Below are 26,912 nucleotides of genomic sequence, written 5' to 3'. Positions count from 1 at the left end.
TTCCTGCTGGGTGACAGTGGCCTGGTTCAAGCCCTGCAACACCCGTACCGTCTTCAGCCAAGCGGGCTTGAAAACGGCTGCCATCCGCGTGCGCGGTTTGGGCTTTGAAAAAATGCTTTGGTTCAACCAAACGTGAGCAAGAAAGCGCTTGAGTTTCTGGTCTGACTTGTGTTTGGTTTTTTCGCTTAAAACCCTACATGTAGGGTTTTTTTAGCGCCGAGGTACAAGATAATGCGTTTTTGGGGGGTTAGCAACGCACTACCTGTGGATAACGCTGTGAGTAAAATGTGTATGAATCGTGGAACACCCGTGTAGGCCGCATTACTACTGGATCACACCGTTTGTCACCGAATATTCCGAGGTGCAAACCGTTGGTTGGAATTTTGAGGGCGCGAACCCTATCACAAAAAAACGCCATCACCGAATGGAATTCCTGGCTTGTATTTAAGGGTTGGGGCATGGCTACAATCGGGCTTTGTTATGCCCTTAAAACATGACAAACAGGGTATGGGCGGTGGAGGCCGCGTGAGCCAAAGAATTTCTAATAATAATGAGGTGGCGCGTGGAGCAAGATGCCTGGCAGATACTGATCATCGAGGACGACGAGCGACTCGCCGAGTTGACCCGTGAGTACCTGGAAAGCAACGGCCTGCGCGTGTCGGTGGAAAGCGATGGCGCCCAGGCTGCGGCGCGCATCATCGCCGAGCAGCCGGACCTGGTGATCCTCGACCTGATGCTGCCCGGCGAAGATGGCCTGAGCATCTGTCGCAAAGTTCGCGAGCGCTATGAAGGCGTGATCCTGATGCTTACCGCGCGTACCGACGACATGGACCAGGTGCAGGGCCTGGACATGGGCGCTGACGACTATGTGTGCAAGCCCGTGCGCCCGCGCCTGTTACTGGCGCGTATCCAGGCGCTATTGCGGCGCAGCGAGCCGGCGTTACCGGCGGCGGGGGAAAGCCAGCGCCGCCTGCAGTTCGGCCCGCTGGTGGTGGACAACGCGCTGCGCGAAGCCTGGTTGCACGATGGCGGGATCGAACTGACCAGCGCCGAATTCGACCTGCTGTGGCTATTGGTCGCAAATGCCGGGCGCATCCTGTCCCGGGAAGAAATCTTCATTGCCCTGCGCGGCATTGGCTACGACGGCCAGGACCGCTCCATTGATGTGCGCATCTCGCGCATTCGGCCGAAAATCGGCGACGACCCGATCCACCCGCGCCTGATCAAGACCATCCGCAGCAAAGGCTACCTGTTCGTCCCCGAAGCCGCTGCCGACATGCCGCTGTGAATTCGATCTTCCTGCGCATCTACGGCGGCATGTGCGCGGCGCTGATCCTGGTGGCGTTGCTCGGCGCCCTGGCGTTGCATCTGCTCAACGACGTGCGCAGCGGCCAATACCGCGAAAGCCTGGCCCACGGCACCTTTGCCTTGATGGGCGATAACCTGCAAGCCATGAACGCCATCGAACGGCTGCGTGCCTTGGCGGTATGGGAGCGTTTGCTGGGCATTCCGCTGGAGCTGCGCACGTTTACAGAGGCGCAACTGGACCTGGGCCAGCGCAACCGCTTGCAACGCGGCCAGGTGCTGGTGGAACAGACCGGCCCTCATGCGGCGCGGGTGCTGCGACTGGTCAGCGAGCAGGAACAGCTGGTGCTCACCGGTGAAGTGCAGCAGATCAGCGAGCAATTGGCCCGTGCAACTATCTACCTGCTGGCCGACGAACTGGTGCGTTTTCCGGTGGCTGAGCAGCCACAACGCCTGGCCGACATCAAGCAGGCCAAGGGCTTTGGTTTTGAGATGCACTTGATGGCCCTCGACCAGGCCGATATGGACGACGACCAGCGCCGTCGCGTGGCGGAAGGCGATACGGTGATGGCCCTGGGCAAGGGCGGCGATTCGATCCGCGTGTTTGCCGGCATGGTCGGTACGCCGTGGGTGCTGGAAATCGGCCCGCTCTATCAAATGAACCCCTATCCGGCGCAGTGGCTGATTCTGATCACCTTGATCGGCCTGACCCTGATCGGCTTGATCGTTTATCTGCTGGTGCGCCAGCTGGAGCGTCGGCTCAAAGGCCTGGAGGCGGCAGCGACGCGGATCGCCAAGGGCAACCTGGAGGTGCGCGTGCCGGCCCGGGGCGCCGATTCGGTAGGGCGCCTGGCGGCAGCGTTCAATGGCATGGCCGAGCACTTGCAGCAATTGCTGGCGATTCAGCGCGAACTGGTGCGTGCGGTGTCCCATGAGCTGCGCACGCCGGTAGCGCGCCTGCGTTTTGGCCTGGAGATGATTGGTGACGCCGCCACTCCCGAGGCGCGGCGTAAATACCTGGAAGGCATGGACGGCGATATCCAGGACCTCGATGGCCTGGTGGATGAAATGCTCACCTATGCGCGCCTGGAGCAGGGCGCGCCGGAGTTGAATTTCCAGCGAGTGGACCTCGATGCGCTGCTTGACCAAGTGATTGGCGAATTGTCGCCACTGCGCTCGCAGGTCACCGTGACTCGCGGTGTCTGCCTGTCATCGGCCCACTGGGAGGACGCCTGGGTCGACGCTGAGCCGCGTTACCTGCACCGCGCCCTGCAAAACCTTGTCAGTAACGCCATGCGCCACGCCAAGGGCCAGGTGCTGATCAGTTATCAGGTCGGCCAGCTGCGCTGCCGTATTGATGTGGAAGACGATGGCCCCGGCGTGCCGGAGAGTGCCTGGGAGCGAATTTTCACGCCGTTCCTGCGCCTGGACGACAGCCGTACCCGCGCCTCGGGGGGCCATGGCCTGGGCCTGTCGATTGTGCGGCGGATCATCTATTGGCACGGCGGGCGGGCGTTGATCAGCAAGAGCAACAACCTGGGCGGGGCGTGCTTCAGCCTGAGTTGGCCAAGGGATCAAGACAAACCCTGACACCGCTATCGGGACCAAGTCTATCTAGCGCCGATGGCCACCAGGCTCAACAACTGCTCCCCTTCCACCCCAAACTGCCCCTCCAACTCTTTGCCATCACCCCATTCTTCAGAAAGATCCGTGAGCAACCGCAGCCGCACATGGCCCGCCTGTGACCACTCCAACAGCTCGGCATGTTCAAAGTAAAAGCGCTTTTGCACGATGGGGTAGAGCGCCTTGAACAGGCTCTCCTTGATCGAAAACGTCAGCGTCACCAGCAACCCATGCAGCTCACGCGGTATGGTCGCCATACGCTGCAGCTCGTTGGTTGTCAGAATTTCCCCGGCCAGGCGCTCCGCCCGCTCCAGAGTCAGCACATTCTCCAGGTCCATGCCCAGCCCGCGCCATTGCGCCTTATGCCCGACAATCGCTGCGGCGTGCCCGGTGCTGTGGGTGATGGAACCACTGATATGCCCTGGCCAGACCGGCGCGCGGTCTTCACCGATGGCTGGAATGCAGTTGAGGTTATCCAGGCGTTGCAGCGCTTCTCGGGCGCACAGGCGCCCTGCGAGAAACTCCGCCTGACGCTTGGCAACCGAGCGCTGGATGCTCGCCGGCGGCGGCACAGCGCTGCGTTGGAAATCGCCCGCGTCCAATAAGGCCGGATCGAATCGGGTGCTCAAAAATACCGTGCCAGGTAAGGCGACAGGCAGCGGCCAATGGGCATCGAGCGGGGTGCAGCAAGAGGGTAGGGGCGTCATGCGCGGTATTTTGCCGAGTTGGCGCGCCAGTGGATAGTCCGGCGCGGTTCAGGTGTGGTTAAGAGCCTGTTCAGGGGGAGTTCAGGGGCGCCTGCGTAGTCTGGACCTCACAGGCCAAACGCATATGAGGTAATGACCATGACTGCGATCAAGAAGCTGATGTTGGCGTTAACCATGCTCGGTGCCACCGCCGGCGTGCAGGCCAGTGATGGCGCCTTTGCGGCCTTTGGCGGCGAAAAAACCAGGAAATCCGGCAACCTGATCCATCGTGTCAGCTTCGAAGACGTCGGCACCCAGGCCGCGCCGTGGGGTCAGGCCCTGGGCGTTACCGCTGCGCAACCCGACTATCGCAGCGGCTACACGCACCTGACGGGCCAGTACAATGGCATTAAACTGCGCCCGCAAGACGTGCAGGGCCGCTATGATATCCCTCTGTCGGACAGTTGAATTGCCTTGGAGAGCCTTATGAAATTGCTGGTGGTGGAAGATGAGGCGCTGCTGCGTCATCACCTGTTTACCCGCCTGACCGACAGTGGGCATGTGGTCGAAGCTGTGGCCAATGCCGAGGAAGCCCTGTACCAGACCGGCCAGTTCAACCATGACCTGGCGATCATCGACCTTGGCCTGCCCGGCATGGGCGGCCTGGACCTGATCCGCCAATTGCGTACCCAGGCCAAGACTTTCCCGATCCTGATCCTGACCGCTCGCGGCAACTGGCAGGACAAGGTCGAAGGCCTGGCGGCCGGTGCCGACGACTACGTGGTCAAACCCTTCCAGTTCGAAGAGCTGGAGGCGCGCATGAATGCCTTGCTGCGCCGCTCCAGCGGCTTTACCCAGTCCACTATCATCGCCGGGCCGTTGCTGCTGGACCTCAACCGCAAGCAGGCCTCCCTGGATGAACAGCCGCTGGCGTTGACCGCCTACGAATATCGGATCCTTGAGTACTTGATGCGTCATCATCAACAGGTGGTGGCCAAGGATCGCTTGATGGAGCAGCTCTACCCTGATGATGACGAGCGCGATCCGAACGTGATCGAAGTGCTGGTCGGTCGCCTGCGCCGCAAGCTGGAAGGCCCCGCCGGGTTCAAGCCGATCGATACCGTGCGCGGCTTGGGTTACCTGTTCAATGAGCGCTGCCGTTGATTCGCTCGCTACGTGTGCGCCTGATGCTGGCGGCCGCCACCCTGGCCGTGCTGTTTATGCTCGGCCTGTTGCCGGCCATGCAAGGCGCCTTCAGCCTGGCCCTGCAGGATTCCATCGAGCAGCGTCTGGCGTCGGATGTGACCACCCTGATTTCTGCGGCGCGGGTGGAAAATAACCGCCTGCTGATGCCGGCGCAGTTGCCTGACGAACGTTTCAACCTTACCGACAGCCGCCTGCTCGGCTATATCTACGACCGCGAAGGCCATCTGGTGTGGCGTTCGCGGGCGACCCAGGAAGAAAACATCAACTACAAACCGCGTTACGACGGGCGCGGTAATGAGTTTGCGCGCATCCGCGAGGCCAATGGCCAGGAATTCTTCGTGTATGACGTCGAGGTCCGGTTGCTGGGGGGCAAGAGCGCCGCCTTCAGTATCGTCGCCCTGCAACCGGTGCGTGAGTACCAACTGACCCTCGAAGGCTTGCGCGAGAACCTTTACCTTGGATTCGGCGCGGCCCTGCTGGTGCTGTTGACGCTGCTGTGGCTGGGCCTGACCTGGGGCCTGCAAGCCTTGCGGCGCCTGAGCCAGGAACTTGACCAGATCGAAGGCGGTACCCGCGAAAGCCTCAGTGAAGAACACCCCCGCGAACTGTTGCGCCTGACCGGCTCGCTCAACCGTTTGCTGCACAGCGAGCGCGAACAGCGTACGCGCTACCGTGACTCCCTTGATGACTTGGCCCACAGTTTGAAAACCCCGCTGGCGGTCTTGCAGGGGGTGAGCGAAGACATGGCCCAGCGTCCCGAAGAGCGCAGCCAGGCGTGGGTATTGCAATCGCAGATTGAGCGCATGAGCCAGCAGATCGGCTACCAATTGCAGCGTGCGAGTCTGCGTAAAAGCGGGCTGGTGCGTCACCAGGTACGTCTGGAGCCCGTGCTGCAAAGCCTGTGCGATACGTTGGAGAAGGTTTACCGCGACAAGCGTGTCACCGTCACCTTTGATCTGCCACCTGAGTGCGACGTGCCCATCGAGAAAGGTGCGCTGCTCGAAATGCTCGGCAACCTGCTGGAAAACGCCTATCGCCTGTGCCTCAAGCAAGTGCGAATCAGCCTGGTGGAAAACCTGGACGGCCTTGAGCTGTGTATCGAAGATGATGGCCCAGGCGTGCCACCGGACCAGCGCGCCCGGATCCTGCAAAGGGGCGAGCGTCTGGACCGCCAGCACCCGGGGCAGGGCATCGGGTTGGCGGTGGTCAAGGACATCATCGAAAGCTATCACGCGCGTTTGACGTTGGGGGATTCAGCGTTGGGTGGGGCCGCGTTCAGGATTCATTTTCCGGCCTTGTGATCTGCACTGGCCTCTGAATGTATTCACACATCAGATTTTGTAAACCCGATCAATTGTGGGAGCTGGCTTGCCTGCGAAGAGGCCCTCCCAGGCGCTATACCTTTAACTCTCCTGCGCCCTGTAGGCCCCCGGCGTCAACCCCGTCCATTTCTTGAACGCCCGATGAAACGCCGACGGTTCGGAGAACCCCAACTGTTCGGCAATTTCCTGCAAAGACAAATCCGCCCGCCCCAGGTGGTAGATGGCGATGTCTCGCCGTAACTCATCCTTCAGAGCCTGAAAACTGCTGCCTTCTTCGCGCAGGTGCCGGCGCAGGGTTTGCGGGCTGATGTGCAAATGCTGGGCGACGGCTTCCAGGTCCGGCCAGGGCGTGCGGTCGCGGCTGAGCAAGCGGCGCAACTGGCTGCTCAGGCTGTCGCCTTCATCCGGCCGCGACAGCAAGTCGGCAGGGGAGCGCTGCAAAAAATGCTTGAGAGTGCGTTCATCCTGCAACAACGGCAGGCTCAGGTAGCGGCTGGGAAACACCAGGCTGCTGGTCGGTGCACCGAACACCAAGGGGCAGGGAAACAGCAGGTCGTACTCGCCAGCATGGGCCGGCATCGGGTAACTGAAGGTGGCCTGTTGCAGCCGGATTCGCTGGCCGATCAGCCAACTGCCCAAGCGATGCCAGATCACCAGCAGGCATTCACTGAGGAAGTGATCCGGGTCCCATAATTGTGAGTCATCCAGGCTCAGCCGCGCCATATCGCCTTCTTTCGTCAGCTGCCAGCGTGGGCCCTGTGGGAATAGGCTATAAAACAATAAGCCGCGTTCCAGAGCCTTTTCCAGCGTGCGGCAGTGGATCAGGGCGTGGCACATCATGGCGAAGGTGCCACGCTTGCTCGGGCCTTCGGCGAACCCCAGGTATTCGTCATCCAGCCCCAGCCAGAGCATTTGCAGCAACCGCGTAAATTGCTCCGGAGCGATACGGGCGCGGGGCTCGGTCAGCAGTTCGGGGCTGATGCCCACCTGCTGCAACAGCCCTGAGTAGTCGTAACCCACACGACGCGCACCGCCGAGGGCGGCTCGGGCGTAGTGACTGGCGATGGTACGTTCACGCATGAAAGGGCCTCATCCATGGAGTGGCGGATGGTAGTCAGACCCCGGCGCGACGGCAAGGCGGATATCCGCCAAATTGTAGGACGAGACGGGGTGGGCGGGCGGAAATCCGCCACCTTGTTCCACGGCTCAAGCGCGTCAATAAACGCCAAGCCCCGATGTTGAAGGGCCTTCAGGGTGTTTAAGCAAAGTGGCACGCTGTTTGCGATAGGGATTGCAGCGCAGGCTCTCTCCTACAGGCTTCGCAAACAACAAATCCCTCCAGTGCAGGAGGGTTCGCAATTCAAGTGTCGTGGGCAATGGCGGATATTTGCCACACGGGACGATTGAGGAACTTTGCAATGACGACTCGTCAGCCAATCTACAAATCCCTGTATTTCCAGGTGATCGTTGCAATCGTTATCGGTATTTTGCTCGGCCACTTCTACCCGCAGACCGGCGTGGCCCTCAAGCCACTGGGTGACGGCTTTATCAAGCTGATCAAAATGGTCATCGCCCCCATCATCTTCTGCACCGTTGTCAGCGGTATCGCTGGCATGCAAAGCATGAAATCGGTCGGCAAAACCGGTGGCTACGCACTGCTGTACTTCGAAATCGTGTCCACCATCGCCTTGCTGATCGGCCTGGTCGTTGTCAACGTTGTGCAGCCGGGCGCCGGCATGCACATCGACGTCGCCACCCTGGACGCTTCCAAAGTGGCGGCCTACGTCACCGCCGGTAAAGACCAGAGCATTGTCGGCTTTATCCTCAACGTCATCCCGAACACCATCGTCGGCGCCTTTGCCAACGGCGACATCCTGCAAGTGCTGATGTTCTCGGTGATCTTCGGTTTCGCCCTGCACCGTCTGGGTGCCTACGGCAAGCCGGTGCTGGACTTCATCGATCGCTTCGCCCACGTGATGTTCAACATCATCAACATGATCATGAAGCTCGCGCCAATCGGTGCCCTGGGCGCTATGGCGTTCACCATCGGTGCCTACGGTGTGGGTTCGCTGGTGCAGCTGGGCCAGCTGATGATCTGCTTCTACATCACCTGCATCCTGTTCGTCGTGCTGGTGCTGGGCGCAATCTGCCGCGCTCACGGTTTCAGCGTGTTGAAACTGATTCGCTACATCCGTGAAGAGCTGCTGATTGTACTGGGTACTTCGTCTTCCGAATCCGCACTGCCGCGTATGCTGATCAAGATGGAGCGCCTGGGTGCGAAGAAGTCCGTCGTCGGCCTGGTGATCCCAACCGGTTACTCCTTCAACCTCGACGGTACGTCGATCTACCTGACCATGGCTGCCGTGTTCATCGCTCAGGCGACCGACACCCACATGGACATCACCCACCAGATCACCCTGCTGCTGGTGCTGCTGCTGTCCTCCAAAGGCGCTGCAGGTGTGACTGGCTCGGGCTTTATTGTCCTGGCTGCCACCCTGTCGGCTGTCGGCCACCTGCCGGTTGCCGGCCTGGCGCTGATCCTGGGTATCGACCGCTTCATGTCCGAAGCCCGTGCCCTTACCAACCTGGTGGGTAACGCCGTAGCCACCATCGTTGTGGCCAAGTGGGTCAAGGAGCTGGACACCGACAAGCTGCAAAGCGAGCTGGCATCCGGTGGTACCGGTATCTCCGAAACTCGCGAGCTCGATGACCTGGGTGTGGCCGAAGGCCCTGCTCCTGTGGTCAAGTAAGCCGCTGATGGCGTGATCTGACGCTTAGGCAATTGGCAAACGCCCCGACTGGTTCGGGGCGTTTGCGTTTGTGCGCGGCCACTTTTTGATTATTTTGCTTTACAGTAAACGACGATTTTTCAACGCTGGCAGGAAGGTTTGATGGACAGTGTAGATTTGAATGTCCTGCGTAGCGTCCTGGAATGGCGCCGCGCCGGGCAGCGCGTGGTGCTGTACAGCGTGGTACAGACCTGGGGCAGCGCGCCGCGCCCTCCGGGGGCGATGCTGGCCTTGCGTGGCGACGGTGTGGTCATTGGTTCTGTGTCCGGAGGCTGCATCGAAGATGACTTGATCGCACGCCTGCAGGACGGGCGGCTGGCGGACGATGGGCCACCAGTGCAACTGGTGACCTACGGCGTCACCCGCGACGAAGCGGCACGTTTTGGCTTGCCGTGTGGCGGCACGCTGCGCCTGACCGAAGAGCGGGTGGATGATTGGGCCTGGGTCGAGCAACTGTTGGCGCGCTGTGAAGACCACCAGGTCGTCGCACGTGAATTGAACCTGGCCACGGGCGCGGTAACCCTGAGCGCTGCGAGCAAGACTGATGTGGTGAGCTTCGACGGCGAACGCCTGCGCGCCATTTACGGCCCGCGCTGGCGGCTGCTACTGATCGGCGCCGGGCAACTGTCGCGCTACGTCGCCGAAATGGCGCGCTTGCTGGATTTCGAAGTGCTGATCTGCGACCCCCGCGAAGAGTTCGTCTACGGCTGGGAAGAGCAACATGGCCGCTTTGTACCTGGTATGCCCGACGAGGCGGTGTTGAACATCCACACCGATGAGCGCACGGCCATCGTTTGCCTGACCCATGATCCGCGTTTGGATGATATGGCGCTGCTGACGGCGCTGAACTCCGCTGCGTTCTACATCGGCGCCCTGGGGTCGCGGGTCAATACCCAGAAGCGCCGGGAGAACCTGGCGGCGCTGGGCTTGTCGGCGGATGCGATTGCGCGCTTGCACGGGCCGATTGGTTTGCATATCGGCAGCCATACACCGGCGGAGATTGCCCTGTCGTTGATGGCGGAAATTGTCGCGATCAAGAACGGCGTGGCACCGATGCAGAAAAAGCCCCTGGCGGTAGCGGCGCAGTGACCGTTACAGCGATTGTGCTGGCAGCGGGGCAGGGCAGTCGCTTTCGCGCCGAAGCCGGAGCGGATCAAGACAAGTTACTGGCTGCTTGCGTGGGGCTGGATGGCGTTATCCGGCCGGTCATCGAGCAGGTGCTGCGCAACTTGCCTGAGCGTGTTGTAACGCGCTGGCTGGTGACGTCGCCGGGGCGCGGGGAGGTTATCCGCCTGGCAGAGGCTTATGGCTGTCAGGTTGTACTGCTGGACTCGAGCGGGATGGGCGACAGCATTGCGGCCGCGGTCAAGGCCAGCGGTGCAGCGGATGGGTGGCTGGTGGTGTTGGGGGATATGCCGTTTATCCAGTCATCGATTATCGAGCGGATTATTGCCAGCGTGGAGGGCATCACTGTGCCGGTATCTGCCGGGCAGTATGGGCACCCGGTGGCTTTCGATCACACGTTTGGGCCGGCGCTGATGACTCTGAGTGGGGATCGTGGGGCCAAGCCGTTGTTTGCACAAACACAGGTGCGAGAGGTGCAGGTAGATGATCCTGGTGTGCTTTGGGATGTCGATGTGCCGCAACGGTTGAGTTTTACTGCAGGTTAAGTGTGGGAGCTGGCATTCCAAGTAGCCATAAAAAAGCCCCGCCTGATTGCTCAGGCGGGGCTTTTTAGTGGCGGATGGAATCAGACGAGGGGTTTAGGCTCTTCTTCCACGGCCTTGTGCTCTACCGCCTGGGCAGCCGCTGCGGCAGCTGCTTCGGCTTCCTTGCGACGACGACGCACTTCACGCGGGTCGTTCGGCGCACGGCCATTTTCGGTAAGGGCGCTGGCAGGTGCAGCTTCAACCACTGGGGCAGCCACTTCGGCAACCACTGGGGCTTCAACTTCAATCACGGGTGCGGGCTCCACAACCGGCGTCGGCTCAACCACTGGGGCTGGCTCGGCGACGACTTCAGCAACCGGCGTCGGCGCTTCTTCTACCGCAGGGGCAGGCGTTGGCGCTTCAACCGGGGCAGCTGGCTCAGCGGTCCACTGGAAGGCGGTCTGTTCTTCGCGAACTTCACGCACAACCGGGGCGGCTTCTTCGGCAACCGGTGTTTCTACAGCCACTTCAACCACTGGCGCAGGCTCGATAACCGGTGCGGGCTCAACAGCAACCACTTCGGTTTCTGGTTGTGCGTCGCGAACCGGAGCAACTTCCACTTGCGCAACCACTGGGGCTTCGATAGGGGTCGTGGCTTCAACAACTGGCGCTTCCACAACCGGCGCTTCAACCACTGGGGTCTGGACAACGGGTGTTTCTACGGCAGGAGTTTCTTCGACAGCGGCGGTAGCACGCTCGGCTTGCTCGTGAGCCTGGGCTTCAGCAGGTGCGCTGATGACCGAGCTGGCGACGGCAGCGGTAACGGCCAAGCCGGCAGCCAGTTCGGCGCCCGTTGGTTCGTTGCTGGCCGCTTCTGCGTTTTCGCCGGCTTCTTCCGAGCCTTCGATCACGTTGCCGTTGGCGTCACGCTGACGCTCACGACGGTTGCTGCGACGACGCTGGCCACGGGAGCGGCGGCGTGGACGATCGCCTTCGGCGTTGTCCTGGCCGTCTTCCTGCAGTTGCTCTTCGCCGGTCAGTACTTCTTCTTCGCTGGCGGCAGCGGCTTGCTCGGCGCGTGGTTGACGCTCTTCACGCGGCGGGCGCGGCTGGCGCTCTTCACGTGGGGCACGCTCTTCACGCGGCTGGCGCGCCGGGCGTTCTTCGGTGGTTGCGGCAGCGGCAGCAGCGACGGCAGGTGCTGCATCCAGCGGCTCGCGCAGTTCACGCACACGCTCTTCACGCTCGCCACGCGGCTTGCGATCTTCGCGCGGAGCACGCGGGGTACGTGGTGCGCGCTCTTCACGCGGTGCACGTTCTTCACGGGCTACGGCCGGGGCTTCTTCACGGGCTTCGCGAGGAGCGCGCTCTTCACGGGGGGCGCGTTCTTCACGCGGTGCACGTTCTTCGCGTGGCTTGCGTTCTTCGTCACGGCGGCCGTTGCGGTTGCGGCTCTGCTGGCGGCCGTTGCGACGCTCTTCGTTGCGCGCCGGGCGCTCGGTGGCAGGCTTTTCAACCACAACCGGGGCGGCAGGCTCTTCCTTGGTGGCGAACAGGCTGACCAGCGACTTCACCAGGCCCTTGAACAGGCTTGGCTCAGGCAGGGCGGCCGGTGCGGCAACCGGTGCGGCGGCTTCGGTCGGGACCGGTGCGTTGGCACGTGCCGGTGCAGTCTTGACGGCGGCTTCCTGGCGAACCAGGGTGCGGGTCGCGGCCGCTGGCTGAACTTCTTCCACTTCGGCCGCGGCAGCAGCGATTTCATAGCTGGACTGCCCGCTATGGGCTTCCGGGCTGTCATCACGCAGGCGCTGTACTTCGAAGTGCGGCGTCTCGAGGTGATCGTTCGGCAGGATGACGATACGAGCACGGGTGCGCAGTTCGATCTTGGTGATCGAGTTGCGTTTTTCGTTGAGCAGGAAGGCGGCAACCGGAATCGGCACTTGTGCGCGAACTTCGGCGGTGCGGTCTTTCAGGGCTTCTTCTTCGATCAGGCGCAGGATTGCCAGGGACAGCGATTCAACGTCACGGATGATGCCGGTGCCGTTGCAACGCGGGCACACGATACCGCTGCTCTCACCCAGGGACGGGCGCAGGCGCTGACGGGACATTTCCAGCAGGCCGAAGCGCGAGATACGGCCCACTTGTACGCGGGCACGGTCGGCTTCCAGGCACTCGCGGACTTTCTCTTCCACGGCGCGCTGGTTCTTGGCAGGGGTCATGTCGATGAAGTCGATCACGATCAGGCCGCCGATGTCACGCAGGCGCAGCTGGCGGGCGATTTCTTCAGCCGCTTCCAGGTTGGTCTGCAGGGCGGTTTCTTCGATGTCGCTGCCTTTGGTCGCACGTGCCGAGTTGATGTCGATGGACACCAGAGCTTCGGTCGGGTCGATCACGATGGAGCCACCGGAAGGCAGTTCGACCACGCGCTGGAAGGCGGTCTCGATCTGGCTTTCGATCTGGAAACGGTTGAACAGCGGAACGCTGTCTTCGTACAGCTTGATCTTGCTGGCGTACTGCGGCATCACCTGGCGGATGAAGGTCAGGGCTTCGTCCTGGGCTTCAACGCTGTCGATCAACACTTCGCCGATGTCCTGGCGCAGGTAGTCGCGGATGGCGCGGATGATCACGTTGCTTTCCTGGTAGATCAGGAACGGCGCGGAACGGTCCAGGGACGCTTCCTTGATAGCGGTCCACAGTTGCAGCAGGTAGTCGAGGTCCCACTGCATTTCTTCGCTGCTGCGGCCCAGGCCTGCAGTGCGAACGATCAGGCCCATGTCGGCCGGTGCGATCAGGCCGTTCAGCGCTTCGCGCAGTTCGTTGCGCTCTTCGCCTTCGATGCGACGGGAAATGCCGCCGGCACGCGGGTTGTTCGGCATCAGGACCAGGTAACGGCCAGCGAGGCTGATGAAGGTGGTCAGGGCGGCGCCCTTGTTGCCACGTTCTTCTTTCTCGACCTGGACGATGACTTCCTGGCCTTCGCTCAGGACGTCCTTGATGTTCACGCGGCCTTCGGGGGCTTTCTTGAAGTATTCGCGGGAGATTTCTTTGAGGGGCAGGAAGCCGTGGCGCTCGGAGCCGAAATCGACAAAGGCAGCCTCAAGGCTTGGTTCGATGCGAGTAATACGGCCTTTATAGATGTTGGCCTTCTTTTGCTCGCGTGCACCGGACTCGATGTCCAGGTCGTAGAGGCGTTGGCCATCTACCAGTGCAACACGCAACTCTTCGGGTTGAGTTGCGTTAATCAGCATTCTTTTCATGTTGTACCGTCGGTTTCCGGGCTGCCGGAAACGGCGTTCGGCACACACGACTTCTCACGGTCGGTGTCAGGTGCGTCAAGAGTGGTTGGCCACTCCAGTGTCCAGCAAAACCTGCCAATTGGGCCGGTATCGCGACGGACGCGTCCTGCTCGTTAGCGGTGGTGACAAAGGCACCACTTCAACAAAAGCTAAGGTCAGGAGGAGGAATCAACCGGCGACTGTGGACGAGATGAAGCGTCTGAAACAAGCCTAGTGCTACACAGTCCGACGGTTGTGCATCTCCACCCTACACGTATCCCTGATAATTCGGGTGCTGCCGCGCGCAGAATCCGCAGCGGGTTGGCATTTACCGTGGGCTCCAATGGGGAGTCCACGCTCATGGCTAAACAAGACTAGGTGTGGGCGACTGCGCTCTCACTCAGCTCTTAACAGGCGTTGTTTCCGAAGCATCTGCCATGGTCTGGCTCAAGACTGACTGCACTTTGTGAACTGGCCGTAAATATCGGCGCAAAACGCGAGTATTCACTCTGCTTTTTGCACTCGCTTCAGGCCTCATGTCACCTGCGCTTGTTACAATCCCGAGCCTTCCAAGGTGGCCGAAGCCCCGTAGGACGGCCTCGCGTCCTGATGAATTGCGATGGTCAGGGCCGGCAATTTGCCGCATGTCCTCTGCCCAGGCCGCTTTTGGCGGCGTTCGCGACTATAGCAGCAATGATTAAGTGCTTCAATTCCATAAAAAATTGTTATCATCGCGGCCATGACGACTACCACCCCCCCGACCCCCAGCGTCCAGCTGCTTGAGGTCTCGCCGGAATATGCCGGCCAACGCATCGACAATTTTCTCCTGGCCCGGCTCAAAGGCGTGCCCAAGACCTTGATTTACCGCATTTTGCGTAAAGGCGAAGTGCGCGTGAACAAGGGGCGGATCAAGCCTGAGTACAAGTTGCAGGCGGGCGATATCGTCCGTGTGCCGCCCGTGCGCGTGCCTGAGCGCGACGAGCCTGTGCCCTTGGCCCAGGGGCTGTTGCAGCGCCTGGAAGCCTCGATTGTCTTCGAAGACAACAAACTGATCGTGATCAACAAGCCGTGCGGCATCGCAGTTCACGGCGGCAGTGGCCTGAACTTCGGCGTGATCGAAGCCTTTCGCCAGTTGCGCCCGGATGCCAAGGAGCTGGAGCTGGTCCATCGCCTGGACCGTGACACCTCCGGCCTGTTGATGATCGCCAAGAAGCGCAGCATGTTGCGCCACCTGCACACCGCCCTGCGTGGCGACGGTGTGGACAAGCGCTACATGGCGCTGGTGCGTGGCAATTGGGCCAGCTCGATCAAGAGCGTTCGTGCACCGCTGCAAAAGAGCAACCTGCGTTCCGGTGAGCGTATGGTCGAGGTGGACGAGGAGGGCAAAGAAGCCCTGACCCTGTTCAAGGTACTGCGCCGCTTCGGCGACTTTGCCACCATGGTCGAAGCCAAGCCGGTCACCGGTCGTACCCACCAGATACGCGTGCACACACTGCACGCAGGGCACTGCATTGCCGGTGACACCAAGTACGGTGATGAAGGTTTCTCCAAGGAGATCCGCGATCTGGGCGGTAAACGTCTGTTCCTGCACGCCTACATGCTCACTGTGCCGCTGCCCGATGGTGGCGAGCTGAAATTGCAGGCGCCGGTCGACGAGATGTGGGCCAAGACCGTGGAGCGTTTGAGTGTCGCACCCTGACTACAAACTGCTTATCTTCGATTGGGATGGGACGCTGTGCGATTCCATTGGTCGGATTGTCGAGTCGATGCATATGGCTTCGACTCGCTCGGGTTTTGAGTTGTGCAGCGACATCGCGGTCAAGGGCATCATTGGCTTGGGCTTGCCTGAAGCAATCCGCACGCTTTACCCGCAAATTGCCGACGACGAGCTGATAGCGTTCCGCGAGCACTATGCCGATCACTACATTGCGCTGGAGGCCGAGCCTTCGCCGCTGTTCGACGGTGTGGTGCAGTCGCTGGAGGCTTTGCGTGCCGAGGGCTATCAGCTGGCGGTCGCCACCGGAAAAGCCCGTCGCGGGCTGGATCGGGTGCTCAAGGCGCATGGCTGGGAAGACTATTTCGACATTACCCGTGCGGCTGATGAAACCGCCAGCAAGCCCCATCCTCTGATGCTGGAGCAGATCCTGGATCATTGCGGTGTATCGCCGCGCCAGGCATTGATGGTGGGTGATGCGTCTTTCGACCTGATGATGGCGCGCAATGCTGGCATGGACAGCGTGGCGGTCAGCTATGGCGCCCAGGCTGCCGAGGCGTTGCAGCAATACGAGCCGAGGCTCACGATTGATCATTTTTCTGAATTGCAGGCCTGGCTCAGCCGGGCCCGATAAGTCTTTGCTGGGGTTGATGGCATGAGTGACGAGTGGAAAGCGCCCGAAAAGGCCGAAAGCAGTGATGATAAAAGCTGGAAGCTGCTGGAGAAGACCCTCCTGGCCAGTGTCCAGGAACAGCGTCGTTCGCGGCGCTGGGGGATTTTTTTCAAGCTGCTGACCTTTGTTTACCTGCTTGGGATGCTGGCGCTGTTCAGTCCGCTGATGGATATGGAAAAAAGCGCTACCCGCGGTAGTCACTACACCGCCCTGATTGAGGTGCGCGGTGTGATTGCCGACAAAGAGCCCGCGAGTGCCGACAATATCGTCACCAGCCTGCGCGCCGCCTTCGAAGACCCCAAGGTCAAGGGCGTGATCCTGCGTATCAACAGTCCTGGCGGCAGCCCTGTGCAGTCGGGCTATGTGTATGACGAGATTCGCCGGCTGCGCGCACTCCATCCGGATACCAAGCTCTACGCGGTAATTTCCGACCTGGGCGCCTCGGGGGCTTATTACATCGCCAGTGCCGCTGACCAGATCTATGCCGATAAGGCCAGCCTGGTGGGCTCCATTGGTGTGACGGCGGCCGGTTACGGTTTTGTCGGCACCATGGAGAAGCTGGGGGTGGAGCGTCGCACCTACACCTCGGGTGAGCACAAGGCGTTCCTGGATCCTTTCCAGCCGCAAAAGGCGGATGAAACCGCGTTTTGGCAGAGCGTGCTCGATACCACTCATCGCCAGTTCATTGCCAGCGTCAAGCAGGGCCGTGGTGACCGGTTGAAGGATAAGGATCATCCGGAGTTGTTCTCCGGGTTGGTGTGGTCGGGCGAGCAGGCATTGCCGCTGGGCTTGATTGACGGATTGGGTAGTGCCAGCTCGGTGGCGCGGGATGTGGTTGGCGAGAAGGAGTTGGTGGATTTTACGGTCGAGGAATCGCCGTTTGATCGCTTCTCCAAAAAGCTCGGCGCCAGCGTGGCTGAGAAGCTTGCGCTGTACATGGGCTTCCAAGGCCCGACGCTACGCTGATACCCCGAGCCTGCTCTAGATCAAAAGGTGGGAGGGGGCTTTCTCCCTCCCACATTTGGCCGGTGGTGTATTTAAGGGATTTGCACGCCCTCAGCGAGCAGCATATCCACCAGCCGAATCAGCGGCAGCCCGACAAGGCTGGTCGCATCCGGCCCTTCGGTGCTTTGGAACAGGCTCACGCCCAGCCCCTCGGCCTTGAAGCTGCCCGCGCAGTCATAGGGCTGCTCGATCCGCAGGTAGCGCTCAATACGCTCTGCATCCAGCTCGCGCATGGTTACCGTGAAAGGCACGCAGTCGACCTGGCAATGCCCTGTGTTGCTGTTGAGCAGTGCCAGCCCGGTAAGAAAGCTCACACGCTTGCCACTGGCCGCCAACAACTGTTCGCGGGCGTTTTCAAAGGTGTGAGGCTTGCCGATGATCCGGCCTTCCAGTGCAGCGACCTGGTCAGAGCCAATGATTAAATGGCCCGGATGGCTGGCGGCGAGGGCGTGGGCTTTTTCTTCGGCCAGGCGCTTTACCAATTCGATGGCGGATTCGTCCGGGCGGTGGCTTTCGTCGATATCCGGCGAGCTGCAGGTGAAAGGCAGGTGCAGGCGGCTCAGTAATTCCCGGCGATAAACCGAGCTGGACGCGAGTAATAAAGGCAGCATATACGTCTCCTCAAGGCAGTCACCGATTCTAGCGACGCGACCGGCTGACGCACAGGGCTGAATTTCCTTTGACATGGCTGGGTGCATCCCTATAATGCTGCGCCTATGTTGAATGACCCGATTCCACCTCACGTTGACCCGCGCAAATTGGCTGATCGTGGCACCACCCTTCAAGGTGAAGTGCTGCTGGCCGATTTGGAGAGACTCTGCGACCCGCTTTCCGACACTGTCGGTACGGTGCAGGCTAAATTCGTTTTTGAACGAGATGAACGTAAGTCTGTGGTAATCCACAGCTTTATCGACACCGAAGTCAAAATGGTTTGCCAGCGTTGTCTTGAGCTGGTCACCCTGCCGATCCACAGCGAATGCAGTTATGCTGTGGTGAAAGAGGGTGCGAATACCCAGTCGTTGCCGAAAGGTTATGACGTGCTGGAACTGGGCGAAGATCCATTGGATCTGCATGCACTGATCGAGGAGGAGCTTTTGCTCGCCTTGCCCATTGTGCCTGCTCATCATCCGGAAGAATGCCAGCAGCCGGAGGGTCTCGATGACGAGGCCGAGCCGAGCGAGGACGAGGTAACGCGGTCCAACCCGTTCAGTGTATTGGCGCAGTTAAAGCGTGACCCAAACGTTTAGGAGTTAATCAATTATGGCTGTTCAGCAGAACAAAAAATCCCGCTCCGCCCGTGACATGCGCCGTTCGCACGACGCTCTCGAGGCTAGCACCCTGTCCGTGGAAAAGACCACTGGTGAAGTTCACCTGCGTCACCACGTATCGCCAGAAGGCGTATACCGTGGCCGTAAAGTGATCGACAAGGGCGCTGACGAGTAATCACTTGTCTGCCCAAGTCATCGCGATTGACGCAATGGGCGGGGACTTCGGTCCCCGCAGCATTGTTCAGGCCTGCATTGCCAGCCTGTCTGCTACGCCCTCGCTGCACCTGACCCTCGTCGGTCAACCTACCCTTCTTGAAGAACTGATTGCCAGCCATCCGGCGGTGGATCGCGCGCGCCTGACCATTACGCCCGCCAGCGAAACCATCAGCATGGATGAAAAGCCGGCCGCAGCCTTGCGCGGCAAGCCCGACTCTTCAATGCGTGTGGCTCTTGAGCTGCTGCGTGATGGCAAGGTGCAAGCCTGTGTCAGTGCCGGTAATACAGGGGCGTTGATGGCCTTGTCGCGGCATGTGCTCAAGACCTTGCCGGGTATCGACCGCCCGGCGATGGTGGCGGCGATCCCGACGCAGAAGGGCTATTGCCAGTTGCTGGACTTGGGCGCCAATGTCGATTGCAGTGCCGAGCACCTGTTGCAGTTCGCCGTGATGGGCTCGGTGGCCGCTGAAGCGCTGGGCGTAGCCCGGCCAAGGGTCGCCCTGCTGAATATCGGCACCGAGGACATCAAGGGCAACCAGCAGGTCAAGCTGGCCGCCACGTTGTTGCAAGGCGCGCCGGGCTTGAACTACATAGGTTTTGTCGAAGGTGACGGCTTGTACCGTGGTGAAGCCGACGTGGTGGTGTGTGACGGGTTTGTCGGCAACATCCTGCTCAAGTCGAGCGAGGGCTTGGCAACCATGATTGCCACGCGTATCGAAGCCTTGTTCAAGCAGAGCCTGGTATCGCGCATGGTCGGTGCCCTGGCGCTGCCGTTGATGCGCCGCTTGCAGGCCGACCTGGCACCGGCACGGCACAACGGAGCGAGCTTTCTCGGCTTGCAGGGCATTGTGGTCAAAAGCCACGGCTCGGCCGGCGTGCAGGGGTTTCAAAGTGCGATTGCGCGGGCGTTGATCGAGATACAGGAAAACCTGCCGCAACGCCTGCACGGCCGTCTTGAGGATCTGTTGCCTTAGGCGAATTGGCCCGGGAGTGCTTAAATGTGACCGGCCAGTTCAATTGACCATCCAATCTGTCAGTTTCGCGCGCTCCCACCGTTGGAGTGCGCATTTTTGACGACCAGATCATTAGGGGCTTGTTACATGTCTACATCCCTCGCATTCGTCTTTCCAGGGCAGGGTTCGCAGTCCCTCGGCATGTTGGCCGAGCTGGGCGCGCAATACCCGCTGGTTCTGGATACCTTCAAGGAAGCTTCCGATGCCCTGGGTTACGACCTGTGGGCGCTGACCCAGCAGGGGCCGGAAGAGCAGCTCAATCAAACCGATAAAACCCAGCCGGCCATTCTGACCGCTTCGATCGCCCTGTGGCGCTTGTGGCTGGCAGAAGGTGGGGCGCGTCCGGCATTTGTCGCCGGACACAGCCTGGGCGAATACAGCGCCCTGGTGGCGGCGGGCAGTCTGACCCTTGGTGAAGCGGTCAAGCTGGTCGAGCGTCGTGGCCAGTTGATGCAAGAAGCCGTTCCGGCCGGGCAGGGCGGCATGGCCGCGATCCTGGGCCTGGACGATGCGGTGGTAATCGAGGCCTGCGCCGAAGCGGCGCAAGGTGAAGTGGTCAGCGCGGTGAACTTCAACTCCCCGGGCCAGGTGGTGATCGCCGGCGCCAAGGCGGCTGTTGAGCGCGCCATCGAAGGCTGCAAGGCCCGGGGTGCCAAGCGTGCACTGCCGTTGCCGGTGAGCGTGCCGTCCCACTGCGAACTGATGCGCCCGGCTGCCGAGCGCTTTGCCGAGTCTATCGCGGCCATCAACTGGCAGGCGCCGCAGATCCCGCTGGTGCAGAACGTCAGCGCGGCCGTGGCTGCCGACCTCGACACCCTCAAGCGCGACCTGCTGGAGCAACTGTACAAGCCGGTGCGCTGGGTTGAATCGGTCCAGACCCTGGCTGCCAACGGCGCCAACGAGTTGGTCGAGTGCGGCCCGGGCAAAGTCCTGGCCGGCCTGAACAAGCGCTGCGCCGACGGTGTGTCGACCGCCAACCTCAATACCCCTGAAGCCTTCGCTGCCGCTCGCGCGGCACTGGCCTGAATCCCGTACTTAGGAGAAGCCTGCATGAGTCTGCAAGGTAAAGTTGCACTGGTTACCGGCGCTAGCCGTGGCATTGGCCAGGCCATCGCCCTGGAGCTGGGCCGTCAGGGCGCCGTTGTGATCGGCACCGCCACTTCCGCCTCGGGCGCCGAGCGTATCGCCGCGACCCTGAAGGAAAACGGCGTGCAGGGTACCGGCCTTGAGCTGAATGTGACCAGCGATGAGTCCGTGGCTGCCGTATTGGCCGAGATCACTGCACAGTTCGGTGCGCCGGCGATTCTGGTGAACAACGCCGGTATCACCCGTGACAACCTGATGATGCGCATGAAAGACGACGAGTGGTACGACGTGGTCGATACCAACCTGAACAGTCTGTTCCGCCTGTCCAAGGGTGTTTTGCGCGGCATGACCAAGGCGCGTTGGGGCCGAATTATCAATATTGGCTCCGTAGTGGGTGCCATGGGCAACGCAGGCCAAGTAAACTACGCTTCCGCCAAGGCCGGTCTGGAAGGTTTCAGCCGTGCACTGGCACGTGAAGTCGGTTCGCGGTCGATTACGGTCAACTCGGTGGCCCCAGGGTTCATCGACACCGATATGACCCGCGAACTGCCGGAAGCACAGCGTGAAGCGTTGCTGACGCAGATTCCGCTGGGCCGTCTGGGCCAGGCTCAAGAGATCGCGAATGTGGTCACTTTCCTGGCATCCGACGGTGCGGCATACGTGACTGGGGCTACAATCCCGGTGAACGGCGGGATGTACATGAGTTAAATTGTGACGGATCGCTTCAAAAAAATGTCATACGAGCTGTCTAAAATCCGTTATAAAGCTGCAACTTAATTTATAGGCAGGTGGCCGACCGGGTACAGGGTGAAGCTTTCAGTTGAAAAGCTGAAATGGCTTTCTATACACTTACCCACTGGCCAGCTGCCTGAATTTGTCCATTAGGAGTTAAACAAGGTATGAGCACCATCGAAGAGCGCGTCAAGAAAATCGTTGCCGAGCAACTGGGCGTTAAGGAAGAAGAAGTGGTCAACACTGCTTCCTTCGTAGAAGACTTGGGTGCCGATTCCCTTGACACCGTTGAGCTGGTGATGGCTCTGGAAGAGGAATTCGAGACCGAAATCCCGGACGAAGAAGCTGAAAAAATCACTACTGTTCAAGCTGCCATCGACTACGTTACCAGCCACCAGGCGTAATAGTTTGTAGTCGTCGCTTGCTGTCAGGGAAAAACCGCACTGCTGTAACGGCGTGCGGTTTTTTCTTTAGGCGGTGATGAAAAGTAAGCTGCGAATCGAAGTGTCGTCATTAGAAAAAGGAGAGTGCTGTGTCGCGTAGACGCGTCGTAGTCACCGGTATGGGTATGTTGTCGCCACTGGGTACGGATGTGCCGAGCAGTTGGCAGGGCATTCTGGCTGGCCGCAGTGGTATTGGTCTGATCGAACACACGGACCTTTCTGCCTATTCCACCCGTTTTGGCGGCTCGGTAAAGGGCTTCAATGTCGAGGAATATCTCTCGATCAAAGAATCCCGCAAGCTCGACCTGTTCATTCAATACGGCTTGGCAGCCGGTTTTCAGGCGGTGCGCAACGCCGGCCTGGAAGTCACCGACGCCAACCGTGACCGCATCGGCGTGGCCATGGGTTCGGGGATTGGCGGTTTGACCAATATCGAAGAAACCAGCCGCACGCTGCACGATTCCGGCCCGCGTCGAATTTCACCGTTCTTCGTGCCGGGCTCGATCATCAATATGATTTCCGGCTTCCTGTCCATCCATCTGGGTGCACAAGGGCCTAACTACGCCATCGCAACGGCGTGCACCACGGGCACTCACTGCATCGGCATGGCGGCGCGCAACATCGCTTATGACGAAGCGGATGTGATGATCGCCGGTGGCGCTGAAATGGCCGCCTGCGGCCTGGGCATGGGTGGCTTCGGTGCATCCCGTGCGTTGTCGACCCGCAATGACGAACCCACCCGAGCCAGCCGTCCGTGGGACAAGGGCCGTGATGGCTTCGTGCTGTCTGACGGCGCCGGTGCCCTGGTGCTGGAAGAGTTGGAGCACGCCAAGGCGCGTGGCGCCACCATCTACGCCGAGTTGATCGGCTTTGGCATGAGCGGCGATGCCTATCACATGACGTCGCCACCGTCCGACGGTGCCGGTGCTGCGCGCTGCATCACCAATGCACTGCGCGATGCGAAGGTCAATCCTGACCAGGTGCAGTACATCAACGCCCATGGTACTTCGACGCCGACCGGCGACCTGGCGGAAGCCGAAGCCATCAAGTCGGTGTTCGGTGAACATGCCTACAAGCTGGCCGTCAGCTCCACCAAGTCCATGACCGGCCACCTGTTGGGTGCGGCGGGCGCGGTCGAGGCGATCTTCAGTGTAATGGCGATCAAGGATCAGGTCGCTCCGCCGACCATCAACCTTGATGAGCCGGACGAAGGCTGCGATCTGAACTTCGTGCCGCACGAAGCGCAACCGATGCCGATCGACGTGGTGATCTCCAACTCGTTCGGGTTTGGTGGCACCAACGGCTCCCTGGTGTTCCGCCGGTTTGCCGAGTGATGCACAGCTGGGTCGACGGTCAGCCGGCGGGCAGCGTGCCCCTGAAAGATCGTGGCCTGGCGTATGGCGATGGGATATTCGAGACCATCGCCGTCAAGGCCGGGCAGCCGTTGCTGCTCGACCGTCACCTGCAACGCCTGGAAGAGGGTTGCAGGCGCTTGGCACTGGTGGCCGATCACGGGTTGATTCGCAACGAAGTGCTTGGCTTCGCCGCCGCGCTGAGTGACGGTGTCCTCAAGTTGATCCTCACCCGTGGCGACAGCCTGCGCGGTTATGGCATCAACCCTGGCGCCCCGGTGCGTCGTATCTTGCAGGGCAGTGCGCCCGCTGTTTACCCGCCCGCCCATGCAATCGAAGGCATCCGCCTGTTCCCCTGTACCACGCGCTTGGCTGAGCAGCCGCTGCTGGCCGGTCTCAAGCACCTCAACCGCCTGGAGCAAGTGATCGCCCGTGCCGAATGGCAAGATACCGAACATGCCGAAGGCTTGATGCTGGATATGTCCGGACGGGTGATCGAAGGCGTGTTCAGCAACCTGTTCCTGGTGCGCAACGGCTTGTTACTAACCGCTGATCTGACCCGTTGCGGCGTGGCTGGGGTGATGCGCGCCGAACTGCTGGCCCAGGCACAAGCGCTGGGCGTCCCGGTGGTCGTGGCCGACATCAATATTGAGCAGTTGCAGCAGGCCGATGAAGTCTTTGTCTGCAACAGCGTATATGGCATTTGGCCGGTGCGTGGATGCGCTGCGATGAGCTGGCCGGTTGGGCCGCTCACCCGTAAACTGCAGGGTATTGTTCGCGCGCTATTGGATATTTGAGTTGATACGAAAACTGGTGTTACTGCTGCAGATCAGCCTGGTCTCGGCAGCGTTGCTCGTGGGCTTTTCGGCCTGGAAACTCGACTCTGCCCTCAAGCAGCCCCTGAAGCTGCCCCAGGAGCAGTTGCTCGACGTGCCGGCTGGCGCTACCCCAACGGGTACTTTCAATCGTCTGGAAGCCGACGGTGTACTCGACGATGCATTCTGGTTACGCCTGTACTGGCGCTTCAACCTTGAAGGCCAGCCACTGCACAGCGGCGAATACCGCATGACACCCGGCCTCACTGCCGAAGGCTTGATCGGCCTGTGGCAGCGCGGCGAGGTGGTGCAATACAGCCTGACCCTGGTGGAGGGCTGGAATTTCCGCCAGGTGCGCACCGCCCTGGCCAAGCATGAAAAAATCGTGCAGACCCTTCCTGGCCTGACTGACAGCGAAGTGATGGACAAGCTCGGCCATGCGGGTGAGTTTCCGGAAGGGCGTTTCTTCCCTGACACCTACCGTTTTGTACGCGGCATGACCGATGTCGAATTCCTGAAAAAAGCCTACAACCGCCTGGACGATGTGCTCGCCCAGGAGTGGAGCAAGCGTGCCGACGATGCGCCGTACACCGACCCTTATCAGGCACTGATCATGGCGTCCCTGGTGGAAAAGGAGACCGGCGTGCCGCAAGAGCGTGGGCAGATTGCCGGTGTGTTCGTGCGCCGCATGAAGATCGGCATGATGCTGCAGACTGATCCCACCGTGATTTACGGCCTGGGTGAGCGCTACAACGGCAAGTTGACCCGCGCCCACCTCAAGGAAGCCAACCCCTACAACACCTATATGATCGCCGGCCTGCCGCCCACGCCTATTGCGATGGTCGGTCGCGAGGCGATCCATGCAGCGCTGAACCCGGTGCCGGGCAGCAGCCTGTATTTTGTCGCCCGTGGCGACGGTAGCCATATTTTCTCGGATAACCTGGATGCCCATAATGCCGCCGTGCGCGAGTTCCAGCTCAAGCGGCGTGGCGATTACCGCTCCAGCCCGGCGCCGGTGGTGAAACCGCTGGAAGATGCAACCGCACCTGCCGAGGCACCGATTGAGCCCGCGCCGGACAGTACCGCGCCGCAAAGCCCGCAATGACTCTGACTAAGGACTGCCTGTGACTGGCTTGTTTATTACCCTGGAAGGCCCGGAAGGTGCCGGTAAAAGCACGAACCGCGACTACCTGGCCGAGCGCCTGCGTGCGCAGGGCGTCGAAGTGGTGCTGACCCGCGAGCCGGGCGGTACGCCGCTGGCCGAGCGTATACGCGAAGTGCTGTTGGCCCCGGGTGATGAGCCAATGAACCCGGACACCGAGCTGCTGCTGGTATTTGCCGCCCGAGCCCAACACCTGGCCGAAGTGATTCGCCCCGCGCTGGCACGCGGCGCCGTGGTGATTTGTGATCGGTTCACGGATTCCACCTACGCCTACCAGGGCGGTGGCCGAGGCTTGTCAGTAGAGCGTATCGCCACCCTTGAAACCTTCGTACAGGGCGATGTGCGTCCGGATTTGACCCTGCTGTTCGATCTGCCCGTGGAAGTGGGTATGGCCCGCGCCAGCGCTCGCGGTCGCCTGGATCGTTTCGAACTGGAAGGCCCGGTATTTTTCGACGCGGTGCGCAGCGCTTTCCTGCAGCGCGCCAAGGCTGAGCCGGCGCGTTATCACCTGCTCGATGCGGCGCAGCCGTTGAACCAGGTGCAACAGGCCATCGATGCGCTGTTGCCGACTCTGCTGGAGCGCACTCGTGGCTGAGTCCTACCCGTGGCAGGACAGCCTGTGGCAGCAACTGGCCGGTCGTGCCCAGCACGCCCATGCCTATTTGCTGCATGGCCCCGTGGGCATCGGTAAACGTCACCTCGCCGAGCGCTTGATGGCTAGCCTGTTGTGCCAGCGCCCGGTCAATCTGCAGGCGTGTGGCGAGTGCAAATCCTGCCTGCTGCTCAAGGCCGGCAGTCACCCGGACAACTATGTGCTGGAGCCCGAGGAAGCCGACAAGGCGATCAAGGTCGACCAGGTACGCGACCTCGTCAGCTTCGTAGTGCAGACCGCGCAGATGGGCGGGCGCAAAGTGGTGCTGATCGAGCCAGTCGAGGCGATGAACATCAACGCCGCCAACGCCTTGCTCAAAAGCCTTGAAGAACCGTCCGGCGACACCGTGCTGTTGCTGGTGAGCCATCAGTCCAGCCGTTTGTTGCCGACGATTCGCAGCCGCTGCGTACAGCAGGCGTGCCCGTTGCCGAGCGAGGCCATGAGCCTGCAATGGCTGGCGCAGGCGTTGCCGGAGTGCACCGAGCAGGAACGGGTCGAGTTGTTGACCCTGGCGGCCGGTTCACCCCTGGCAGCCGTGAAGCTGCAAGCCCAGGGCGTGCGTGAGCAACGCGCACTGGTTGTGGAGGGTGTGAAGAAGCTGCTCAAGCAGGAGCTGTCCGCCACGCAACTGGCCGAAAGCGCCTGGAAGGATATTCCCCTGCTGCTGTTGTTCGACTGGTTCTGCGACTGGTCCAGCCTGATCCTGCGCTACCAACTGACCCAGGATGAAAACGGCCTTGGCCTGGCGGATATGCGCAAGGTGGTGCAATACCTCGCGCAGAAAAGTGCCCAGGACAAAGTGCTGAACATCCAGGACTGGATTCTTGCTCAGCGCCAGAAGGTACTCGGCAAGGCCAACCTCAACCGCGTGCTGTTGCTTGAGGCGCTGCTGGTGCAGTGGGTTGGCCTGCTCGGGCGCCGTTAAT

Annotated in this window: 26 protein-coding genes; 22 read left to right on the top strand and 4 right to left on the bottom strand. The window is 60.9% G+C overall.

Going from position 1 to position 26,912, the window contains the following annotated elements; all coding sequences use genetic code 11:
- Positions 1-562 precede the first annotated feature (562 nt).
- Positions 563-1,288, top strand: a complete 726-nt coding sequence (locus tag FW800_RS26355) for a response regulator (protein ID WP_248131185.1) — start codon at positions 563-565, stop codon at positions 1,286-1,288.
- Positions 1,285-2,895, top strand: coding sequence for an ATP-binding protein (locus FW800_RS26350; protein WP_446438806.1), 1,611 nt, complete (start codon positions 1,285-1,287; stop codon positions 2,893-2,895). Before FW800_RS26355 ends, FW800_RS26350 begins: the two co-directional genes overlap by 4 nt.
- A 20-nt stretch (positions 2,896-2,915) precedes the next feature.
- Here FW800_RS26350 and FW800_RS26345 read toward each other — a convergent pair whose 3' ends face one another.
- A complete protein-coding gene (locus FW800_RS26345; protein ID WP_446438805.1) occupies positions 2,916-3,635 on the bottom strand; it encodes a 4'-phosphopantetheinyl transferase family protein in 720 nt (239 codons plus the stop codon).
- A gap of 138 nt (positions 3,636-3,773) precedes the next feature.
- On the opposite strand from FW800_RS26345, the gene FW800_RS26340 reads away from it, so the two are divergent.
- The 3 genes from FW800_RS26340 to FW800_RS26330 are packed head-to-tail and all read left to right on the top strand — an operon-like array spanning position 3,774 to position 6,121.
- Entirely contained in the window at positions 3,774-4,082 is a 309-nt protein-coding gene (locus FW800_RS26340) for a hypothetical protein (RefSeq protein ID WP_005790571.1), read from the top strand.
- Positions 4,083-4,100: 18 nt separating this feature from the next.
- Positions 4,101-4,778, top strand: coding sequence for a response regulator (locus FW800_RS26335; protein WP_005790569.1), 678 nt, complete (start codon positions 4,101-4,103; stop codon positions 4,776-4,778).
- A complete protein-coding gene (locus FW800_RS26330) occupies positions 4,775-6,121 on the top strand; it encodes an ATP-binding protein (RefSeq protein ID WP_005790567.1) in 1,347 nt (448 codons plus the stop codon). Before FW800_RS26335 ends, FW800_RS26330 begins: the two co-directional genes overlap by 4 nt.
- Positions 6,122-6,223: 102 nt before the next feature.
- On the opposite strand, the gene FW800_RS26325 is transcribed toward FW800_RS26330, so the two are convergent.
- A complete protein-coding gene (locus FW800_RS26325; RefSeq protein WP_446438804.1) occupies positions 6,224-7,222 on the bottom strand; it encodes an AraC family transcriptional regulator in 999 nt (332 codons plus the stop codon).
- A 338-nt stretch (positions 7,223-7,560) separates the two neighbouring features.
- Between FW800_RS26325 and FW800_RS26320 the strand changes: the two genes are divergently transcribed.
- From FW800_RS26320 to FW800_RS26310, 3 genes are all read left to right on the top strand, one after another.
- Entirely contained in the window at positions 7,561-8,892 is a 1,332-nt protein-coding gene (locus FW800_RS26320) for a dicarboxylate/amino acid:cation symporter (protein ID WP_003189258.1), read from the top strand.
- A 141-nt stretch (positions 8,893-9,033) separates the two neighbouring features.
- Positions 9,034-10,020, top strand: a complete 987-nt coding sequence (locus FW800_RS26315) for an XdhC family protein (protein WP_078822099.1) — start codon at positions 9,034-9,036, stop codon at positions 10,018-10,020.
- Positions 10,017-10,601: a nucleotidyltransferase family protein gene (locus tag FW800_RS26310; protein WP_446438803.1), complete on the top strand. Its 585-nt coding sequence runs from the start codon at positions 10,017-10,019 to the stop codon at positions 10,599-10,601. The genes FW800_RS26315 and FW800_RS26310 overlap by 4 nt, the downstream gene beginning before the upstream one ends.
- Before the next feature lie 80 nt (positions 10,602-10,681).
- Here FW800_RS26310 and rne read toward each other — a convergent pair whose 3' ends face one another.
- Entirely contained in the window at positions 10,682-13,828 is a 3,147-nt protein-coding gene (rne, locus tag FW800_RS26305) for a ribonuclease E (RefSeq protein WP_446438802.1), read from the bottom strand.
- Positions 13,829-14,594: 766 nt separating this feature from the next.
- Here rne and rluC point away from each other — a divergent pair.
- Genes rluC through FW800_RS26290 form a run of 3 tightly spaced genes read left to right on the top strand, consistent with a single transcriptional unit; the run spans position 14,595 to position 17,208 of the window.
- The gene (rluC, locus tag FW800_RS26300; RefSeq protein ID WP_005790558.1) at positions 14,595-15,554 is read left to right on the top strand and encodes a 23S rRNA pseudouridine(955/2504/2580) synthase RluC; all 960 of its coding nucleotides are present in this window, start codon (positions 14,595-14,597) and stop codon (positions 15,552-15,554) included.
- Positions 15,541-16,203, top strand: a complete 663-nt coding sequence (locus tag FW800_RS26295; protein ID WP_223019106.1) for an HAD-IA family hydrolase — start codon at positions 15,541-15,543, stop codon at positions 16,201-16,203. Before rluC ends, FW800_RS26295 begins: the two co-directional genes overlap by 14 nt.
- Positions 16,204-16,224: 21 nt before the next feature.
- The gene (locus tag FW800_RS26290) at positions 16,225-17,208 is read left to right on the top strand and encodes a S49 family peptidase (protein WP_078822095.1); all 984 of its coding nucleotides are present in this window, start codon (positions 16,225-16,227) and stop codon (positions 17,206-17,208) included.
- 71 nt (positions 17,209-17,279) lie between these two features.
- Here FW800_RS26290 and FW800_RS26285 read toward each other — a convergent pair whose 3' ends face one another.
- Positions 17,280-17,858, bottom strand: coding sequence for a Maf family protein (locus FW800_RS26285; RefSeq protein ID WP_446438801.1), 579 nt, complete (start codon positions 17,856-17,858; stop codon positions 17,280-17,282).
- 105 nt (positions 17,859-17,963) lie between these two features.
- Here FW800_RS26285 and FW800_RS26280 point away from each other — a divergent pair, with 105 nt between their 5' ends.
- The 11 genes from FW800_RS26280 (at position 17,964) to FW800_RS26230 (ending at position 26,911) form a co-directional block, all read left to right on the top strand.
- Positions 17,964-18,494, top strand: a complete 531-nt coding sequence (locus tag FW800_RS26280; RefSeq protein ID WP_005790551.1) for a YceD family protein — start codon at positions 17,964-17,966, stop codon at positions 18,492-18,494.
- Between the two features lie 13 nt (positions 18,495-18,507).
- Complete coding sequence (rpmF, locus tag FW800_RS26275) at positions 18,508-18,690, top strand: 50S ribosomal protein L32 (RefSeq protein WP_003179396.1); 183 nt, start codon at positions 18,508-18,510, stop codon at positions 18,688-18,690.
- Positions 18,691-18,694: 4 nt separating this feature from the next.
- Positions 18,695-19,705, top strand: a complete 1,011-nt coding sequence (gene plsX / locus FW800_RS26270) for a phosphate acyltransferase PlsX (protein ID WP_032879860.1) — start codon at positions 18,695-18,697, stop codon at positions 19,703-19,705.
- A 126-nt stretch (positions 19,706-19,831) separates the two neighbouring features.
- Positions 19,832-20,770, top strand: coding sequence for an ACP S-malonyltransferase (fabD, locus tag FW800_RS26265; protein WP_032879861.1), 939 nt, complete (start codon positions 19,832-19,834; stop codon positions 20,768-20,770).
- Positions 20,771-20,794: 24 nt separating this feature from the next.
- Positions 20,795-21,538, top strand: coding sequence for a 3-oxoacyl-ACP reductase FabG (fabG, locus tag FW800_RS26260; RefSeq protein ID WP_005790544.1), 744 nt, complete (start codon positions 20,795-20,797; stop codon positions 21,536-21,538).
- A 191-nt stretch (positions 21,539-21,729) separates the two neighbouring features.
- Positions 21,730-21,966 carry an acyl carrier protein gene (acpP, locus tag FW800_RS26255; RefSeq protein ID WP_003175607.1) on the top strand — a complete coding sequence of 79 codons (237 nt, stop codon included), beginning with the start codon at positions 21,730-21,732 and terminating at the stop codon, positions 21,964-21,966.
- Positions 21,967-22,094: 128 nt separating this feature from the next.
- Positions 22,095-23,339 (top strand): beta-ketoacyl-ACP synthase II, encoded by a 1,245-nt coding sequence (gene fabF, locus FW800_RS26250; protein ID WP_005790527.1) that lies wholly within the window; start codon positions 22,095-22,097, stop codon positions 23,337-23,339.
- Positions 23,339-24,154: an aminodeoxychorismate lyase gene (pabC, locus tag FW800_RS26245; RefSeq protein ID WP_446438800.1), complete on the top strand. Its 816-nt coding sequence runs from the start codon at positions 23,339-23,341 to the stop codon at positions 24,152-24,154. The genes fabF and pabC overlap by 1 nt, the downstream gene beginning before the upstream one ends.
- Position 24,155: 1 nt before the next feature.
- Entirely contained in the window at positions 24,156-25,277 is a 1,122-nt protein-coding gene (gene mltG, locus FW800_RS26240) for an endolytic transglycosylase MltG (RefSeq protein ID WP_032879863.1), read from the top strand.
- Positions 25,278-25,296: 19 nt separating this feature from the next.
- Positions 25,297-25,929: a dTMP kinase gene (tmk, locus tag FW800_RS26235; protein WP_032879864.1), complete on the top strand. Its 633-nt coding sequence runs from the start codon at positions 25,297-25,299 to the stop codon at positions 25,927-25,929.
- Positions 25,922-26,911 carry a DNA polymerase III subunit delta' gene (locus tag FW800_RS26230; protein WP_032879865.1) on the top strand — a complete coding sequence of 330 codons (990 nt, stop codon included), beginning with the start codon at positions 25,922-25,924 and terminating at the stop codon, positions 26,909-26,911. Before tmk ends, FW800_RS26230 begins: the two co-directional genes overlap by 8 nt.
- Position 26,912: the final 1 nt, after the last annotated feature.

The sequence above is a fragment of the Pseudomonas sp. 910_23 genome (assembly GCF_052850795.1).
The sequence above is the reverse complement of the archived record's forward strand: the minus strand, read 5'-3'. Positions and strand labels throughout refer to the sequence as shown.

Bases quoted from the DNA above. Each gene is read 5' to 3' on its own strand.
- fabG (WP_005790544.1), top strand. From the start codon at position 20,795: ATGAGTCTGCAAGGTAAAGTTGCACTGGTTACCGGCGCTAGCCGTGGC.
- FW800_RS26335 (WP_005790569.1), top strand. From the start codon at position 4,101: ATGAAATTGCTGGTGGTGGAAGATGAGGCGCTGCTGCGTCATCACCTG.
- FW800_RS26315 (WP_078822099.1), top strand. From the start codon at position 9,034: ATGGACAGTGTAGATTTGAATGTCCTGCGTAGCGTCCTGGAATGGCGC.
- rne (WP_446438802.1), bottom strand. From the start codon at position 13,828: ATGCTGATTAACGCAACTCAACCCGAAGAGTTGCGTGTTGCACTGGTA.
- FW800_RS26290 (WP_078822095.1), top strand. From the start codon at position 16,225: ATGAGTGACGAGTGGAAAGCGCCCGAAAAGGCCGAAAGCAGTGATGAT.
- FW800_RS26345 (WP_446438805.1), bottom strand. From the start codon at position 3,635: ATGACGCCCCTACCCTCTTGCTGCACCCCGCTCGATGCCCATTGGCCG.
- FW800_RS26320 (WP_003189258.1), top strand. From the start codon at position 7,561: ATGACGACTCGTCAGCCAATCTACAAATCCCTGTATTTCCAGGTGATC.
- acpP (WP_003175607.1), top strand. From the start codon at position 21,730: ATGAGCACCATCGAAGAGCGCGTCAAGAAAATCGTTGCCGAGCAACTG.
- FW800_RS26340 (WP_005790571.1), top strand. From the start codon at position 3,774: ATGACTGCGATCAAGAAGCTGATGTTGGCGTTAACCATGCTCGGTGCC.
- FW800_RS26325 (WP_446438804.1), bottom strand. From the start codon at position 7,222: ATGCGTGAACGTACCATCGCCAGTCACTACGCCCGAGCCGCCCTCGGC.
- rluC (WP_005790558.1), top strand. From the start codon at position 14,595: ATGACGACTACCACCCCCCCGACCCCCAGCGTCCAGCTGCTTGAGGTC.
- pabC (WP_446438800.1), top strand. From the start codon at position 23,339: ATGCACAGCTGGGTCGACGGTCAGCCGGCGGGCAGCGTGCCCCTGAAA.
- fabD (WP_032879861.1), top strand. From the start codon at position 19,832: ATGTCTACATCCCTCGCATTCGTCTTTCCAGGGCAGGGTTCGCAGTCC.
- FW800_RS26285 (WP_446438801.1), bottom strand. From the start codon at position 17,858: ATGCTGCCTTTATTACTCGCGTCCAGCTCGGTTTATCGCCGGGAATTA.
- FW800_RS26280 (WP_005790551.1), top strand. From the start codon at position 17,964: ATGTTGAATGACCCGATTCCACCTCACGTTGACCCGCGCAAATTGGCT.
- rpmF (WP_003179396.1), top strand. From the start codon at position 18,508: ATGGCTGTTCAGCAGAACAAAAAATCCCGCTCCGCCCGTGACATGCGC.